This is a genomic window from Tritonibacter mobilis (assembly GCF_001681715.1).
Lineage (GTDB): Bacteria > Pseudomonadota > Alphaproteobacteria > Rhodobacterales > Rhodobacteraceae > Epibacterium > Epibacterium mobile.
In genome coordinates, this window is sequence record NZ_LNWY01000013.1 from 13,148 (window position 1) to 29,470 (window position 16,323).

General features: G+C 60.1%; 15 protein-coding genes and 1 tRNA gene. 7 read left to right on the plus strand and 9 right to left on the minus strand.

The window, feature by feature from the left end:
• Positions 1 to 29: 29 nt before the first annotated feature.
• The 5 genes from UB90_RS13200 to tgt form a co-directional block, all read right to left on the minus strand.
• Positions 30 to 104, minus strand: a tRNA-Val gene (locus tag UB90_RS13200).
• 19 nt (positions 105 to 123) lie between these two features.
• Positions 124 to 636 carry an HU family DNA-binding protein gene (locus UB90_RS23100; protein WP_227512124.1) on the minus strand — a complete coding sequence of 171 codons (513 nt, stop codon included), beginning with the start codon at positions 634 to 636 and terminating at the stop codon, positions 124 to 126.
• 533 nt (positions 637 to 1,169) lie between these two features.
• The gene (gene lon, locus UB90_RS13210; RefSeq protein ID WP_065326959.1) at positions 1,170 to 3,578 is read right to left on the minus strand and encodes an endopeptidase La; all 2,409 of its coding nucleotides are present in this window, start codon (positions 3,576 to 3,578) and stop codon (positions 1,170 to 1,172) included.
• Positions 3,579 to 3,891: 313 nt separating this feature from the next.
• On the minus strand, positions 3,892 to 4,992 hold the full coding sequence (locus UB90_RS13215) for an alkene reductase (RefSeq protein WP_065326958.1): 1,101 nt from the start codon (positions 4,990 to 4,992) through the stop codon (positions 3,892 to 3,894).
• Positions 4,993 to 5,264: 272 nt separating this feature from the next.
• Positions 5,265 to 6,395 (minus strand): tRNA guanosine(34) transglycosylase Tgt, encoded by a 1,131-nt coding sequence (gene tgt, locus UB90_RS13220; protein ID WP_065326957.1) that lies wholly within the window; start codon positions 6,393 to 6,395, stop codon positions 5,265 to 5,267.
• Positions 6,396 to 6,465: 70 nt separating this feature from the next.
• Between tgt and rimK the strand changes: the two genes are divergently transcribed.
• The 7 genes from rimK to UB90_RS13255 all read left to right on the plus strand — a co-directional run bounded on the left by rimK (position 6,466) and on the right by UB90_RS13255 (position 11,468).
• Positions 6,466 to 7,881 (plus strand): 30S ribosomal protein S6--L-glutamate ligase, encoded by a 1,416-nt coding sequence (rimK, locus tag UB90_RS13225; RefSeq protein WP_009179017.1) that lies wholly within the window; start codon positions 6,466 to 6,468, stop codon positions 7,879 to 7,881.
• 92 nt (positions 7,882 to 7,973) lie between these two features.
• A complete protein-coding gene (locus UB90_RS13230; protein WP_065326956.1) occupies positions 7,974 to 8,861 on the plus strand; it encodes an SPFH domain-containing protein in 888 nt (295 codons plus the stop codon).
• Positions 8,861 to 9,133, plus strand: a complete 273-nt coding sequence (locus UB90_RS13235) for a hypothetical protein (protein ID WP_005618146.1) — start codon at positions 8,861 to 8,863, stop codon at positions 9,131 to 9,133. Before UB90_RS13230 ends, UB90_RS13235 begins: the two co-directional genes overlap by 1 nt.
• 151 nt (positions 9,134 to 9,284) lie before the next feature.
• Positions 9,285 to 9,647: an SUF system Fe-S cluster assembly protein gene (locus UB90_RS13240; protein WP_005618150.1), complete on the plus strand. Its 363-nt coding sequence runs from the start codon at positions 9,285 to 9,287 to the stop codon at positions 9,645 to 9,647.
• Positions 9,648 to 9,772: 125 nt separating this feature from the next.
• Complete coding sequence (locus tag UB90_RS13245) at positions 9,773 to 10,126, plus strand: HesB/IscA family protein (protein WP_005618153.1); 354 nt, start codon at positions 9,773 to 9,775, stop codon at positions 10,124 to 10,126.
• A gap of 146 nt (positions 10,127 to 10,272) precedes the next feature.
• Positions 10,273 to 11,013: a triose-phosphate isomerase gene (gene tpiA / locus UB90_RS13250; RefSeq protein ID WP_065326969.1), complete on the plus strand. Its 741-nt coding sequence runs from the start codon at positions 10,273 to 10,275 to the stop codon at positions 11,011 to 11,013.
• Positions 11,014 to 11,102: 89 nt separating this feature from the next.
• Positions 11,103 to 11,468 (plus strand): VOC family protein, encoded by a 366-nt coding sequence (locus UB90_RS13255; protein ID WP_065326955.1) that lies wholly within the window; start codon positions 11,103 to 11,105, stop codon positions 11,466 to 11,468.
• Positions 11,469 to 11,587: 119 nt separating this feature from the next.
• Here UB90_RS13255 and UB90_RS13260 read toward each other — a convergent pair whose 3' ends face one another.
• The 4 genes from UB90_RS13260 to nuoN form a co-directional block, all read right to left on the minus strand.
• Positions 11,588 to 13,255, minus strand: a complete 1,668-nt coding sequence (locus tag UB90_RS13260; RefSeq protein WP_065326954.1) for a ribonuclease J — start codon at positions 13,253 to 13,255, stop codon at positions 11,588 to 11,590.
• Positions 13,252 to 14,034 carry a type III pantothenate kinase gene (locus UB90_RS13265; RefSeq protein ID WP_009179099.1) on the minus strand — a complete coding sequence of 261 codons (783 nt, stop codon included), beginning with the start codon at positions 14,032 to 14,034 and terminating at the stop codon, positions 13,252 to 13,254. Before UB90_RS13265 ends, UB90_RS13260 begins: the two co-directional genes overlap by 4 nt.
• Positions 14,035 to 14,048: 14 nt before the next feature.
• Entirely contained in the window at positions 14,049 to 14,798 is a 750-nt protein-coding gene (locus UB90_RS13270) for a biotin--[acetyl-CoA-carboxylase] ligase (RefSeq protein ID WP_009178791.1), read from the minus strand.
• Positions 14,799 to 14,886: 88 nt separating this feature from the next.
• Entirely contained in the window at positions 14,887 to 16,323 is a 1,437-nt protein-coding gene (nuoN, locus tag UB90_RS13275) for an NADH-quinone oxidoreductase subunit NuoN (RefSeq protein ID WP_005624631.1), read from the minus strand.

Consider the following 16,323-nt stretch of genomic DNA (forward strand, 5'->3'; position numbering starts at 1 on the left):
AGAAACCCATGCAAATCAAAGGGGTAGAATGGTGGGTGATAAGAGATTTGAACTCCTGACATCTTCGATGTGAACGAAGCGCTCTACCACTGAGCTAATCACCCGTGAGGCTGGTGTTTATCCTCAGCACTCAGGCTTCGCAAGAGGGGTACTTGCAGTTTTTTGCTCCTGCGATGGCTTTTCGGCAATCGCAGGTTTACGCCGCAATTTGCAAATATGGATGCGCCCGTTTGGGGTATCCTTGCTGCGGTTTACGCGCAGTTTCCCCATCGGTTCCAGATGCAGTGGCCGTTTAGCGTCAATGGCCTCGCCCAGAACCGCCAGCATGGCCTCGACCACAGGTTTTGCATCGCGTTTTTTTACACCACTGCGCGCCACAACTTGGTCGATCAACTCCTTTTTGCGTAGCTCGAGAACTGGGGTTTGCTCCACAGGTGAAGAGGACGAATCCGCCGCTGTTTCAACTGCAGATGTCGCAACCTCTACCTTTGGAGATGAGGACGCAACGCGCGCGGTGCTGTGTTTCGGCCGCGGGCTTGTGGAGGGGGTGCGGGGTTTTGCCATAGTTCCTGCCTTTTGTTTTTCTGTGCTCGTCTCACCTGCGCGGATTTCGATACTCGAGCGCACGCAGATCACTTTCTGCGGTGAAACTAGCGCATAACCGATAGAAAATCATGGAAAACCCAACATCCGGGGCTCTGCCCCTCTTGGCCTGCGGCCAATTCACCCCGGGATATTTTTAGTTAGAAGAATAGGTGAGAAACACCCCCCGGCTCTCTTCTAACTCCAAATATCCCGGAGCGCGAGGCAGAGCCTCGCATCCTGTTGCAGGGCGAGCGGGCGCTGGGGTTGGGGGATTTTCAGGTTTCTGTGGCACACTGACAAATGTCGCGACATGGCACCGGAATTGACACCTCCGGACCGGGATTTACCCCCAGAGATCACCTCTCAACCAAAGGTGCAGGGGGTCCGATCTGAAGACTTCATCCGGATCACGCGCGGGACAGGCCCGCGTGGATCAAACCCGCCTGCCCTCCCGGCGGCGCCGCCATCTGGTGCAAAACCGCGAAACCTAAGGATCGCACCGCACCCAACCCAACGACGCCCAGCATATAGAAAGGGCGCCCCGAACCGGGACGCCCTCCATCACACTCAATACGCGACGGTGCTTAGTGCGCCGTGGCGCCGCTGGCGTCTCCGCCTTTCAGCGCGGCAGCGGCGGCGGCGGCCTCTTCGGCCTCCTCGTCCCACTCGATCGCTTCGGGCTGGCGGACCAGCGCGTGTTTCAGCACCTCAGAGACGTGATCGACCGGGATGATTTCCAGCCCTTCTTTCACGTTGTCCGGGATCTCCGGCAGGTCTTTTTCGTTCTCCTTGGGGATGAGAACGGTCTTGATGCCGCCACGCAGCGCTGCGAGCAGTTTTTCCTTCAGACCACCGATGGCCAGCGCATTGCCGCGCAGGGTGACCTCGCCGGTCATGGCGATGTCCTTGCGCACGGGAATGCCCGTCAGCACCGACACGATGGAGGTCACCATCGCCAGACCCGCCGAGGGGCCGTCTTTGGGCGTTGCGCCTTCGGGGACGTGGACGTGGATGTCCCATTTGTCAAAGCGCGGCGGCTTGATGCCCAGACGTGGCGAGACGGAGCGCACATAAGAGCTTGCCGCCTCGATCGATTCCTTCATCACATCGCCCAGTTTACCGGTGGTCTTCATCCGACCTTTACCCGGCAGGCGCAGCGCCTCGATGGACAGCAGTTCACCGCCAACGGAGGTATAGGCAAGCCCGGTGACCACACCGACCTGATCCTCAAGCTCCGCCAGACCGTAGCGATACTTCGCCACGCCCAGGAAATCGCCGAGATTGTCGGGCGTCACCTTCACGCTTTCGGTCTCTTTTTTGACGATAGAGGTCAGCGCCTTGCGGGCCACTTTGGCAATCTCACGTTCGAGGTTCCGCACGCCCGCCTCGCGGGTGTAGGTGCGGATGATCTCTGTGAGTGCTGCGTCGGTCAGCTCGAACTCCTTGGCCTTCAGGCCATGGTTCTTCACCTGTTTGGAAATCAGGTGCTGCTTGGCGATCTCACGCTTTTCGTCCTCGGTGTAGCCAGAGAGCGGAATGATCTCCATCCGGTCCAGAAGTGGGCCCGGCATATTGTAGCTGTTCGAGGTGGTCAGGAACATCACGTTCGAGAGGTCATATTCGACCTCCAGATAGTGGTCCACAAAGGTGCCATTCTGTTCCGGATCAAGCACTTCGAGCATCGCCGAGGCCGGATCGCCACGGAAGTCCTGCCCCATCTTGTCGATCTCGTCCAAGAGGATCAGCGGGTTCGTGGTCTTGGCCTTTTTCAGCGCCTGAATGATCTTGCCCGGCATGGAGCCAATATAGGTCCGGCGGTGACCACGGATCTCGGACTCGTCGCGCACGCCACCCAGAGAAATCCGGATAAATTCACGACCCGTCGCCTTGGCAACGGATTTGCCCAGCGAGGTTTTACCCACGCCCGGAGGGCCAACAAGGCACAGGATCGGGCCTTTGAGTTTGGCAGAACGCTGCTGCACCGCGAGATATTCGACGATGCGTTCTTTCACCTTTTCAAGGCCATAGTGGTCCTTGTCGAGGATATCCTGCGCGCGGCCCAGATCCTTTTTGACGCGGGATTTGGTGCCCCACGGGATCGACAGCATCCAGTCGAGGTAGTTGCGCACAACTGTGGCCTCGGCCGACATCGGCGACATATTCTTGAGCTTCTTGATCTCGGCATCGGCCTTTTCACGGGCCTCTTTCGACAGCTTCGTGCCTTCGATCTTTTCTTCCAGCTCGGCAATCTCGCCAGCGCCATCTTCGCCGTCGCCAAGCTCCTTCTGAATGGCTTTCATCTGCTCATTCAGATAGTACTCGCGCTGGGTCTTCTCCATCTGCGTCTTGACGCGGGTCTTGATCTTTTTCTCGACCTGCAGCACCGACAGTTCGGACTGCATCAGCGCATAGACCTTCTCCAGCCGCTCGCTGATCGGCAGGGTTTCCAGAAGCTCCTGCTTGCGGTCCACCTCGATGCCGAGATGTCCAGCCACGAGATCGGCCAGTTTGGCAGGTTCGGTGGTTTCACCGACGGCGGTCAGCGCCTCTTCGGGGATGTTTTTGCGCACCTTGGCATAGCGCTCGAACTCATCACCGACGGTGCGCAGCAGCGCCTCCGTGGTGGTCACATCGCCGGGCATTTCCGACAGCGCCTCGGCGCGGGCCTCAAAGAAAGTGTCGTTGTCCAGAAACTCGGTGATCTTCACCCGCTGATGACCTTCGACCAGCACCTTCACGGTGCCGTCGGGCAGCTTCAGCAGTTGCAGCACATTGGCCAGCACGCCAGTGCGGTAGATACCATCCTGATCCGGATCGTCCTCGGACGGGTCGATCTGGCTGGACAAGAGAATCTGCTTGTCATCGGACATGACTTCTTCGAGGGCATGTACCGACTTCTCCCGGCCCACGAACAGCGGCACGATCATGTGGGGGAAAACCACGATGTCGCGCAGCGGCAGTACGGGGTAGGAGGAATTGAGAGGCTCTTGCATACTCGGTCCTTTTTCTTAGCAAGACGGCCAGGCCCCGTATGTTCGGCAACCGCGGTCGTCTCCTCACTCGGATTATTTATCTGGTCAGGCGGGTCGAGATATTCAACCGCCCTGCCTCAAACGTTGTCTACCAGAATGCCCCGTGCATGATCTGACCACAAGGGCGCAAATGGTGAAACGGTGAGCAAAGCCCTAACATCGTCAGCCCATGCCGTTCCGTCGCCAATAAGCTGGCGTAAATTGTCTGTGATCCGCAGGCGGATTTCCCCGCCTGCGTCGATATAGCTAAGGTGATCTGGCCAGAGGTCGAGACCTATTCCGCCGCCTGAAGTTCCAGCGTCGGATAGTCGGTGAACCCTTTGTCACCACCGCCATAAAAGGTCGCTTGATCGCCTTCTGCCAAGGGGGCGTCCGCCTTCAGGCGCGCCACCAGATCCGGGTTGGAGATGAAGGGCCGCCCAAAGGCCACCAGATCCACCGCGCCGCTTTCGGTCCGGGCCAGGGCCGTCTCGCGATCATAGCCGTTATTGGCCATATAGGTTCCGGTATAAAGCTGGCGCAGGGTCTCAAAATCCCCTTCGCGCGCGCCACCGGTGTCGCCTTCGATCAGGTGCAGATAGGCCAGATCATAGGTGTTCAGTCGTTCGATCACCGGGGTGTAATGGGCCACCGGGTCGCTGTCGGAGACATCGTTAAAGCTGGCAAAGGGCGACAGCCGCACACCGATGCGCCCCGGCTCCCAGACGGTGGCCAATGCGTCCAGCACCTCAAACAGGAAACGCGCCCGATTTTCTGCCGAGCCACCATAGGCATCACTGCGGGTGTTGACCCCATCCTTGAGGAATTGTTCCAGCAGATAGCCATTGGCGGCATGCAGCTCAACGCCGTCAAATCCCGCCTCTTTGGCGTATTTTGCGGCCTGAACGTAATCTTCGATCACGCGCTGAATGCCTGCAACCGTCAGCGCCTCGGGCGTCGCGGTGGGTTCAAACCCGGCATGGGTAAAGGTCTGCGCCTCCGCCGCCTGATCGGTCGGCCCCACCGCTTTTACGCCCTCGGGCAGCAGCGAGTCATGGGTGATCCGCCCCACGTGCCACAGCTGGATCACGATCTTGCCGCCCTTGGCATGCACCGCATCGGTGACCTTGCGCCATGCGGCGGCCTGCGCGGCGGTGTGGATGCCGGGGGTCTGGATATACCCTTTGGCCTCGGCGCTGATCTGGCTGCCTTCGGTGATGATCAAACCGGCGCTGGCGCGTTGGGCGTAGTATTCGGCGTGACGGTCGAGCACCTCTCCGGTGGTGTCGTCGGCACGGTTGCGCGTCAGCGGCGCCATCACCACGCGATTTGTCAACTCAAGGGCACCGGCGGTGGTTGCGGCAAACAGGTTCTGGCTCACGGGTTTCTGGCTCACGGGGAGTATCCTTCGCTCAAAGTATCCAGCAACAGGAATGTTGCCCCACAAGAACTGAGCATCCCCCCTCCGCCTTTCAACCCTCCAGCAACGAGAATGTTTCGAAACCCCGAAAAACCCAGCGCAATCGCCCCCTTCGTTCCGCAACAATGTGGGAAATATCTCATAATATCAGAACGTTAAAAGTCCTCCCCGAAGGGCGGCCTTTTTACGTTCACGAAGAGGTGCGCGACTGCCCTCCCGCTTGGCGGTCGGGTTCAAACCCGCGCGTGTCACAAGGGTTCGATATCGCCTTGGGCGCGCATGTCGTGGAAAGTCTTCTGCCAAGCGTCAAATGTGCCCGCTGCGATTGACTCTCGCATGCCAGCCATGATGTCCTGAAAGTAATGCAGGTTGTGCCATGTCAGAAGCATGCCGGAGATCATCTCGTTCGACCGGAACACGTGGTGCAGATAGGCGCGCGAATAATTGCTGCATGCCGGGCAGCTGCAATTCTCATCCAAGGGACGCGGGTCGTCCTGATGGCGGGCGTTCTTGATATTGACCACGCCGTGACGGGTAAACGCCTGCCCCGTGCGACCAGAGCGCGAAGGCAGCACGCAATCCATCATGTCGATACCACGGGCCACCGCGCCGACGATATCGTCGGGCTTGCCGACGCCCATCAGGTAGCGCGGCTTGTCCACGGGCAGCATGTCGGGCGCATAGTCCAGACAGCCAAACATCGCCTCTTGTCCTTCGCCCACCGCAAGGCCGCCAACGGCGTAGCCGTCAAAGCCGATCTTGGTGAGAGCTTCGGCGCTTTCTTCGCGGAAGTCTTTTTCCAGCCCACCCTGCTGGATGCCAAAGAGCGCATGGCCCGGCCGATCACCAAAGGCCTCGCGCGAGCGTTCCGCCCACCGCATCGACAGGCGCATGCTCTCGGCGATGCGATCCCGGTCGGCAGGCAGCGCGGGGCATTCGTCAAAACACATCACAATGTCAGAGCCCAAGAGCGCCTGAATTTCCATCGAGCGTTCCGGCGTCAACTCGTGACGCGAGCCGTCGATGTGGGATTTGAAGGTCACGCCCTTTTCGGTGAGCTTGCGCAGCCCCGCCAGCGACATCACCTGAAAACCGCCACTGTCGGTCAGGATCGGCCGGTCCCAGTTCATAAATTTATGCAAGCCCCCCAAGCGGTCGATCCGCTCGGCGGTGGGGCGCAGCATCAGGTGGTACGTATTGCCCAACAGAATATCCGCACCGGTCGCACGCACGCTTTCGGGCATCATCGCCTTAACGGTGGCGGCGGTGCCGACGGGCATGAAGGCAGGGGTGCGGATGTCGCCGCGTGGTGTATGAATTACACCAGTGCGTGCCTTGCCGTCCGTTGCTGTCATTTCAAAGTTGAAAAGCTCTGCCATCTCATGTTCCTGCGTCAGTCTGCACACCGCGAGGGCGGTGATTCACCCCTAATGCCAAGGAGGCGTCCCTATGTCCACAGATGACCCGAACCAGAACCTGCGTCTAGGTTGGGAGGAATGGGTCAGATTGCCCACACTTGGCCTGCCCGCGTTGCGTGCAAAGGTCGACACTGGCGCGCGGACCTCTGCCCTTCATGCGACTGACATTGAGACCTTCGGCCCCTCCAAGGCCCCCAAGGTCCGCTTTACCGTGCACCCGATTCCGGGGCGCGATGATCTGCTCATCCCCTGCTCTGCCGAGATCAAGGACCGCCGCGAGGTGACCTCCTCCAATGGGGATCGTGAACTGCGCTATGTGATTGAAACCAATCTGGAAATCGGCGGGCAGATCTGGCCCGTGGAGATCACGCTGACCGACCGGCGCGGCATGGCGCTGCATATGCTGCTGGGACGGCAGGCGCTTACCGAGAACATCTCTGTGGTGCCGTCCGAGCGCTATTGCCAACCGGAGCTGGATTACTCCGTCTACACCACGCCTGCGATCCGCAAAAAGGCCCCGAACCGCGCGTTGCGGATTGCGGTGCTGAGCCGCGAGGACAATTATTCCACCCGCCGTCTGGTCGAAGAAGGCGAACGCCGTGGCCATTCGGTGGAGGTGATCGACACGACGCGCTGCTATATGTCGATCAACGCGTTGGCACCGGAAATCCACTATGACGGCAAGCGTCTGCCCCGCTATGACGCGGTGATCCCGCGGATCGGAGCCTCGATCACCCAGTATGGTACGGCGCTGTTGCGCCAGTTTGAGACCATCGGCACCTATTGCGTCAACGGCAGCGCGGGCATCACCGCCAGCCGCGACAAGCTGCACGCACATCAGATGCTGGCACGTCACAAGATCGGCATGCCCCCCACCGCCTTTGCCGCCTCGCCCAAGGACACCAACGCGCTGATTGATATTGTCGGTGGTGCGCCGCTCATTGTGAAGCTGCTTGAGAGCACACAAGGCAAAGGTGTGGTGCTGGCGGAAACCAAGAAGGCGGCGGAGTCGGTGATTACGGCGTTTCGTGGCCTCAAGGCCAACTTCCTCGTGCAGCAATTCGTCAAAGAGGCCGCAGGCGTCGACATTCGCTGTTTTGTGGTGGGGTCCAAAGTGGTCGCAGCAATGAAGCGATCCGGTGCGGAGGGCGATTTCCGCTCCAACCTGCATCTGGGCGGCAGTGCGGTCTCGGTCCGCATCACCAAGGAAGAGCGCGCAACCGCAATCCGCGCCGCGCGCTGCTTTGGCCTTGGGGTGGCGGGTGTCGATCTCTTGCGCTCGGAAACCGGGCCAAAGGTTCTGGAGGTGAACTCCTCGCCGGGTCTTGAGGGGATCGAGAAGACATCAAACAAAGACATCGCGGCCCTGATCCACGACGAGATCGAGACCAATGTGCGCCCCACGCCCCTACGCAGCCGCAAGGCGCTGGGCGACGCCGCCGAATAACCCATGCGGTGAACGAAGACCCTTTCCCCTTGACGCTCCGGCGTTGAGGGGAAACTCTGCGCTCATTGTTGATTTAGACCCGGATTTTTCCCATGACAGAACAAGATATCATCGACGCCCTCTCTGGTGGGCTGCTCTATATCGTTGCCGCCCTCTTTGTGATCATCGTGATCTTCAAAGGGGTCCGCATCGTACCCCAATCGGAAAAATTCGTGGTTGAGCGCTTTGGCCGCCTGAAATCCGTGCTTGGGCCGGGCATCAACTTTATCGTGCCATTTCTGGATGTTGTACGCCACAAAGTCTCCATTCTGGAGCGTCAGCTGCCCAACGCCAGCCAAGACGCGATCACCCGCGACAACGTGCTGGTGGAGATCGACACCTCGGTGTTTTACCGCATTCTGGAACCGGAAAAGACCGTCTACCGCATCCGCGATGTGGACGGAGCGATTTCGACCACCGTGGCCGGGATCGTGCGCGCCGAGATCGGCAAGATGGATCTCGACGAGGTGCAATCCAACCGCTCGCAGCTGATCGGTGAGATCAAGAAAAGCGTGGAGAGCGCGGTGGATGACTGGGGCATCGAGGTGACGCGCGCGGAGATCCTCGACGTGAACCTCGACCAAGCCACCCGCGATGCGATGTTGCAGCAGCTCAATGCCGAACGCGCCCGCCGCGCGCAGGTGACCGAAGCCGAAGGCAAGAAACGCGCGGTCGAACTGGCCGCCGATGCTGAGCTTTATGCAGCAGAGCAAACCGCAAAAGCGCGCCGTATTCAGGCCGAGGCCGAAGCCTTTGCCACCGAAGTCGTGGCCAAGGCGATTGCCGAGAACGGTCTGGCCGCAGCGCAGTATCAGGTGGCGCTCAAACAGGTCGAAGCCCTCAACGCGCTGGGCAATGGCGATGGCAAACAGACCATTATCGTGCCAGCACAAGCCATTGAGGCCTTTGGCGATGCCTTCAAAATGCTGAAGGCGAAGTGATGGGCGCGCTCTGGTCACTGTGGTGGGTCTGGGGCGTGATTGCCCTAGGCCTTGCTATCATTGAGATCCTGCTGCCGGGGTTTGTCTTTCTTGGCTTTGCCATTGGTGCGGCAGCGGTTGCGGTGATCCTGCTGACACCATTGAGCCTCACTTTACCGGTGCTTTTGCTGGTCTTTGCGGTGCTGTCACTGGCAGCATGGCTGATCCTCAGACGCGTCTTTGCCCTGCCCAAGGGTCAGGTGAAGACCTTCGACACCGATATCAACGATTGAGCAACACATGAGCGCCGAGGGAACGCCTCGGCGCTTTTGCCTTTCCGGCTGCCAGCGGGAAGTGAGATCTGGTCGTTGAAAACGCCACGCTCTCTGGACCCGGCGCGCTCGTTTCCCTATATAAAACCTCAGATAACTGACCGAGGCTTGAATGACCGACGCATCCGAACCGCTTGAAGGCACCCCGCTGATTGCGCCCTCCTCCGTGTCCCACTCGCTCTATGAGCCGGTGGTTGATGCCTGCCGTACCGTCTTTGACCCGGAAATCCCGGTCAACATCTATGATCTTGGCCTGATCTACACGGTTGATATCACTGATGAAAACGATGTGAAAATCATCATGACCCTAACCGCGCCCGGCTGCCCCGTCGCAGGCGACATGCCCGGCTGGATTGTTGATGCGGTTTCCCCCGTGCCCGGCGTCAAAAGCGTCGATGTGGAACTCACATGGGAGCCACCCTGGGGCATGGACATGATGTCGGATGAAGCCCGGCTGGAACTCGGGTTCATGTAATCGAAACCCTGCGGTCGAAGTATCGTGATCGCAGGCCAGTCGGCCCCACCCTGTTGTCAGCCGCCCCTTGATGGGCCGCAGCGGACCCCTTAGGTTACAGGGTAACACATAACGGAGCCTTCCTCATGTTCGCCATTCCCGGCAAGCAAGCTGTCACCATGACCCCCCGCGCCGCCGCGCAGATCTCCAAGCTGATGGAGAAGGCGGGCCATGCCGGTCTGCGCATCGGCATCAAAAAAGGCGGCTGTGCGGGCATGGAATACACCATGGAATATGTCGATGCCGCCGATCCCAACGATGAGGTGGTGGAACAGGACGGCGCGCGGGTGCTGATTGCGCCGATGGCGCAGATGTTCCTGTTTGGCACCGAGATCGACTATGAGACCACGCTGTTGGAGTCGAGCTTTAAGTTCAACAACCCCAACGTCGCTGAGGCCTGCGGTTGCGGTGAATCGATCAGCTTTAAGGTCGGCGAGTAACCCCCGAACAGCACTCATATTCCGTATCAAAAGGGTGGCCATGCGCCGCCCTTTTTTGATGGGGGGTGCAGCGATGATTGCCCGCCTCGCGCCTCGGTGCTACCACCAATGACAACAGTATTATGCAACAAGATATGGGGGGCGACATGGCGCGCAAACTCGCGGCAGGCAATTGGAAGATGAACGGCACCGGCGACAGCCTCGCAGAGCTGGAAGCGCTCGCCAAGGGGGATCTGCCCAAAGGCGTGGACGTGTTGATCTGCCCCCCCGCCACGCTGATCTCCCGCGCGGCAGAACGTGCGGACAAGATCGCTATCGGCGGGCAGGATTGCCACGCGGCCGCATCCGGCGCGCATACCGGGGACCTGAGCGCCGAGATGCTGCGCGATGCGGGGGCGTCTTATGTGATCCTCGGCCATTCCGAACGCCGCGCCGATCATGGCGAGAGCGACGAAATGGTGCGCGCCAAGACCGACGCCGCCCATGGTGCCAATCTGGTCGCCGTGGTCTGCATCGGTGAAACCCTGGAAGAACGCGAGGCAGGCTCCACCCTGCAGGTGGTGGGCATGCAGCTGGCAGGCTCCCTGCCCGATGGTGTCACCGCACAAAACACTGTTGTCGCCTATGAGCCGGTCTGGGCCATTGGCACCGGCAAGGTCCCCACGCTGGAGCAGATCGCAGAGGTGCATAACGCCTTGCGCGACGCCTTGGTGCAGCGCTTTGGCAATGCGGGCGCGGATGTGCCGCTTTTGTATGGCGGATCGGTGAAACCCGGCAATGCGGCAGAGATTTTTGCCGTCTCAAACGTCGACGGCGCGTTGGTGGGCGGGGCCAGCCTGAAGTCCGCTGATTTTGCACCGATCATTGCGGCGCTGGCGGCCAGCTAAGCGCTCATATTTCCGCAAAATTATCGCAAACGGAGCCCTCGGGCTTTGTTTACGATACTGCCTAACCTTTTATTTTCAAAGAGAAACCTGTGAACATTATTGCCCACGTTGAAATTCCTGTACGCGATCTCGCGCGCGCCATGACATTTTACAGCACCGTATTTGAAATCACATTTTCCGATATCACCAGCATCCACGGCAACCGTATGGCCTTCTTTCCCTTCACCGAAGGACAAGACGGGGCCAGCGGAGCCTTGGCAGAAGGAGAGATCTACGTGCCCACACATCAGGGCGCGTTGCTGTATCTCAGCGTGAACGACATCGACGCGGTGCTGCAACGCGCAACAAACCTTGGCCAGCAGATCCTGCTTCCAAAGACCGCTTTGGACGATGGTGGGTTTGTTGCGGAAATCGAAGACAGCGAAGGCAACCGCATCGCAGTTCAGATGCTTTAACGACCCATGGAACGAACGAAGGGAGAGGACAGAGCGCCTCCCCCTTCATCTTTTCAAAAATACCTCGGGAGTGAAGTGACCCGAAGGGACACGAGGGGGCAGCGCCCCCTCCTGCGCGATCAGCGCATACGGCTGACGACAACCGTCACTTCGGGCTTCTTGCCGATCTCGGACTGGGCGGTCTGACGCGCGATGCGCTTCAGTTCCTGTTCCAGCTTATCGTCATCCTTCAGCGTTTTCTTGCCCGCGCGCATCAGGAACTGGTTCAGATCCTCTTCCATGACCTCGGCCAGCGCGGCGTTGGACTGACCGGTCTCGGCAAGACCCTTGAGGTCGACCCAGGGTTCGCCCAGCGGTTCGTCCTCTTCGTCGAGGATGGCCGTGACCACCACATGACCGTTAAGCGCCATACGAATACGGTCGCGCACGATGCCATCCATGGCGCCAATCTTGACTGAGCCATCCAGATAGGTACGGCCGGTGTCGATATAGTCGGCCACCTTGGGCGTATCGCCCGTGAGGTCGATCATCATGCCGTTGACGGCAATGGCGGAGGCGATGCCCTTGTCCTCGCCGAGGCGCGCATGCTGGCGCAGGTGGCGGTGTTCGCCGTGCATCGGGATCAGGATCTTGGGCTTCACGATGTCATGCATCTGCTCAAGGTCGGGGCGGTTGGCGTGACCAGACACGTGATAGAGACCGGAGCTGTCATCCACCACATCAACGCCCTTCTCGGAAAACTGGTTGATGATCCAGATCACGCCTTTTTCATTGCCGGGAATGGTCTTGGAGGAGAACAGGAACAGATCGCCCTCCTTGAGCTCCATGCCGCGATACTTGCCACGGGCCAGCTGTGCAGTAGCAGCCCGGCGTTCGCCCTGCGATCCGGTGGTGATCAGCATCAGGTTTTCGCGCGGAATATCAGCCGCTTCCTCGGGTTGAACCACTTTGGGAAAATCGCTCAGCACCCCGGTTTCGATCGAGGCTTCGATCATCCGGCGCATGGCACGGCCCAACAGCACAATAGAGCGCCCTGCCCGTTCGCCCGCCTGCGCCAGTGTTTTGACGCGCGCAACGTTGGAGGCAAAGGTGGTCGCGGCCACCATGCCGGAGGCCTCAGAGATGAGTTTGGTGATGTTGTCGCCCAGATCGCTCTCGGAGCGGCCCGCATGCGGTGAGAACACATTGGTGGAATCGCACACCAGCGCCTGCACGCCATCCTTGGAAATCTCGGCCCAGAGGTCGGGATCAAAGGCCTCGCCCACGATGGGGTTGGCGTCCAGTTTGAAATCGCCGGTATGGATCACCCGGCCTGCGGGGCTGTCGATCACCAGACCACCCGATTCCGGGATCGAGTGCGAAATGGGCACCGCACCGATGGTGAAGGGGCCGAGCTTGGTCACTTCGGGCCAAGGCGAGATCGTCACCACGGCGTCGGGGTCATGGCCCTGCTCTTCCATCTTGCGACGGGCGATATTGGCGGTAAAGGCGCGCGCATAGACCGGCACATTGAGGCGGCTATAGAGATGCGCCACCGCGCCGATGTGGTCCTCGTGGGCGTGGGTGATGAAAATCCCCTCCAGCTGATCGGCGCGTTCCGCCAGCCAACTGATGTCGGGCATGATCAAATCCACGCCGGGGGTGGTGTCCATGTCGGGAAAGGCCACGCCCAGATCAACCAGGATCAGGCGTTCCTTGCCCGGCGCGCCATAGCCATAGACGTAGGCGTTCATGCCGATTTCACCTGCCCCGCCGAGGGGCAAATAGATTAAACGTTCACTGCTCATGCGTGAGTACCGATATCCTTATTATGTTCGTGGATGCGCCGCAGACCTTGCATGGTCAGGTCATCCTCGTATGCGTCAAATAGATCTGCTGTCTGCTGGAAGAGCGGCGCCAGCCCGCCGGTTGATATGACTTTCATCGGCACGCCGGATTCGGCCTTGATGCGATCGCAGATCTCGCGCACGAGGCCGACATAGCCCCAGAACACGCCGGATTGCATACAGGCGACCGTGTTGGTGCCGATGACATTTTGTGGTTTCGAGATGTCGACATGGGGCAGCGCGGCGGCGGCATGGTGCAGCGCCTCAAGGCTGAGGTTTACCCCCGGCGCGATGACACCGCCCACATAGGCGCCGTCCTTGGCCACCACGTCGAATGTGGTTGCGGTTCCAAAATCAACGACGATCAGATCGCCGCCGTATTTGTGATAGCCGGCGACCGTATTGACCAAACGGTCCGGGCCAACGGTGGTGCCTTCGTCGACGCGCACATCCACCGGGAGCGCGCATTCAGGTTTGCCCACCACCAGCGGGCGGGTCTTGAAATAGCGGTCCGACAGCACGCGCAGGTTGAAAACCACGCGCGGCACGGTTGAGGAAATGATGACATCGGTGATCTGCGCCTTGATGCCTTGCAGGGTCATCAGGGTGGAAAGCCAGACGTAATACTGATCTGCGGTGCGCTGCCATTCGGTCGAGGTGCGCCAATGGCCAATCATCTGATCGCCATCCCAGAGTGCAAAGACAGTGTTGGTGTTGCCGCAATCAACCGCGAGAAGCATGTGCCCCGCCTCCGTCAGAAAAAGATATCCGCGGCGGGGATGGTGACTTTCCCCTTTGCGGTCTTGAGAACGAGGTTGCCCGCGTCGTCGATGGTTTCAAAGGTGCCCGAGGTTTCCTCGCGCGCGGTGCGGGCGGTGATCACCTCACCCAACTTGGCCGCCCGTGACAGCCACAGCTCGCGGATGGGCGCAAAGCCGTAGGTGGTGAACTGGTCCTCATGACGGGCAAATGCAAGGGCAAGCGCCGACAGAAACGTCTCCGGGTCAACGCGCACGCCGGTTTCCGACTGTAGCGACACCGGCCACACTGCGCCGGGTTCCAGCCATTCCTTCATCGGGGTTTCGGCCAGATTGACGCCAATCCCGATAGAAAGATGATCGACACCGGATTTGACGCCCGCGCTTTCAAGGAGGATGCCTGCAAGCTTGCCGCCATTGAGCAGCACATCATTGGGCCACTTGAGCGCAAGTCCGCTGGTGCGGCCGGTTACGGTCTCTACGGCGTCATAGAGCGCAAGTGCGGCGATAAAGCTGCGCAGGGCGATCTGGTCGGGCGTGCCCTTGGGGCGATAGACCAGCGTGCCTGCAAAGTTGCCCTTGGGATCGGTCCACGCGCGTCCGCGTCGTCCGCGGCCTTTGGTCTGGCGCAGGGCGAGTATCCACTCCGGCCCGGTAAGGCTGGGCGCAAGGCGGGCGGCCTCGTCTAAGGTGCTGTCGACTTCTGCCAGCACACGGCGCCCGTATCCGATAGGCCAATCTGTCATGCGCGCCCCTTTAGCACCCGGTTTGACAAAAGGCAAAAGGCCCGGTCGCTCCGGACCGGGCCTTTTGACGAATTATTGCCTGCACTCATCAGTTGACCAGCATGGCCGCCGCAGAGGCCGCAGCACCTTCCAGCCCGAAGGTGGTGATAACCCCCACCAGCATCAGCGCCGCACCAACTGTAAAGAAGGCCAGCAGCACCGGCGAGCGGGAAGTTTCCACGTCATCGCCCTCAGAGCCGAAGTACATGAAGAACACGATGCGCAGGTAGTAGTAGGCCCCGATCACCGAGGCGATCACACCGGCAATGGCGAGCCATGCCATGTCCGCCTCGACCGCGGCGCGCAGCACGAAGAACTTGCCAAAGAAGCCCAGCATCGGTGGCACGCCCGCAAGCGAGAACAACAGCACCAGCATGCCAAGCGCGCGGCCCGGCTCACGTTTGGCGTATTGATTCAGCGCGGCGATGTCGGTGACGGGTTTGCCATCGCGGTGCAGCATCATGATGAAGGCAAAAGTGCCGATATTCATCGCCACATAGATCGACATGTAGATCAGCAGCGCCTGCACACCCAGCGCAGTGCCCGCCGCCAGACCGATCAGCGCATAGCCCATATGGGCAATCGACGAATAGGCCATCAGGCGTTTGAGGTCAGTCTGGCCAATGGCCGCAACCGCGCCGAGGAACATCGACAACACCGACAGGAGCGCGATGACCTGGCTCCAGTCCTCGATCGCGTAGCCAAAGGCATCATGCAACACGCGGGCAAAGAGACCCATCGCGGCCACTTTGGGTGCGGAGGCAAAGAAGGCGGTGACCGGGGTCGGCGCGCCCTCGTAGACGTCCGGCGTCCACATGTGGAACGGCACCGCAGAGACCTTGAACGCCATGCCGGAGATCAGGAAGACGATCCCGAACAACAGGCCGATTGAGACCTCACCATGCTGGGCAACCTCGATGATGCCTGCAAATTTGGTGGTGCCCGCGAAGCCATAGACCAGCGACGCGCCATAGAGCAGCAGACCGGAAGAGAGCGCGCCAAGTACGAAATACTTGAGGCCCGCCTCGGTGGATTTGATGCTGTCGCGGCGCAGAGCGGCGACCACATAGAGCGCCAGCGATTGCAGCTCCAGCCCCATATAAAGCGCCATCAGATCGCCTGCGGAGACCATCACCATCATGCCGATGACAGAGAGCGCGATCAGGATCGGGTACTCAAACCGCAGCATGCCGCGTTTGGACATGTAGTCCTGCCCCATCACCATCACGGCGGCGGCAGAGAACAGGATCGCCACTTTGGCAAAGCGCGCAAAGGCGTCATTGACGATCATGCCGCCAAAGGCCTCGGTGGCACCGGAACCGGAGGTTCCGATCCAGATGCCCAGCACCACCATCAGCGCGGCGGTCACCCACACGAGCATCGGCGCCAGCTTGTCCTTGACGGTGTAGACAGCCCCGAGCAGCGCCGCCATCGAGAAGACGGCGAGGATGATCTCGGGCAGGATCACGGAGAGATCAGCTTGCAT

Excerpts from the sequence above, each read along its gene's own strand:
- nuoN (WP_005624631.1), bottom strand. The coding sequence starts at position 16,323 with ATGCAAGCTGATCTCTCCGTGATCCTGCCCGAGATCATCCTCGCCGTC.
- UB90_RS13240 (WP_005618150.1), top strand. The coding sequence starts at position 9,285 with ATGACCGACGCATCCGAACCGCTTGAAGGCACCCCGCTGATTGCGCCC.
- lon (WP_065326959.1), bottom strand. The coding sequence starts at position 3,578 with ATGCAAGAGCCTCTCAATTCCTCCTACCCCGTACTGCCGCTGCGCGAC.
- rimK (WP_009179017.1), top strand. The coding sequence starts at position 6,466 with ATGTCCACAGATGACCCGAACCAGAACCTGCGTCTAGGTTGGGAGGAA.
- tpiA (WP_065326969.1), top strand. The coding sequence starts at position 10,273 with ATGGCGCGCAAACTCGCGGCAGGCAATTGGAAGATGAACGGCACCGGC.
- UB90_RS13230 (WP_065326956.1), top strand. The coding sequence starts at position 7,974 with ATGACAGAACAAGATATCATCGACGCCCTCTCTGGTGGGCTGCTCTAT.
- UB90_RS13265 (WP_009179099.1), bottom strand. The coding sequence starts at position 14,034 with ATGCTTCTCGCGGTTGATTGCGGCAACACCAACACTGTCTTTGCACTC.
- UB90_RS13270 (WP_009178791.1), bottom strand. The coding sequence starts at position 14,798 with ATGACAGATTGGCCTATCGGATACGGGCGCCGTGTGCTGGCAGAAGTC.
- UB90_RS13245 (WP_005618153.1), top strand. The coding sequence starts at position 9,773 with ATGTTCGCCATTCCCGGCAAGCAAGCTGTCACCATGACCCCCCGCGCC.
- UB90_RS13235 (WP_005618146.1), top strand. The coding sequence starts at position 8,861 with ATGGGCGCGCTCTGGTCACTGTGGTGGGTCTGGGGCGTGATTGCCCTA.
- UB90_RS13260 (WP_065326954.1), bottom strand. The coding sequence starts at position 13,255 with ATGAGCAGTGAACGTTTAATCTATTTGCCCCTCGGCGGGGCAGGTGAA.
- tgt (WP_065326957.1), bottom strand. The coding sequence starts at position 6,395 with ATGGCAGAGCTTTTCAACTTTGAAATGACAGCAACGGACGGCAAGGCA.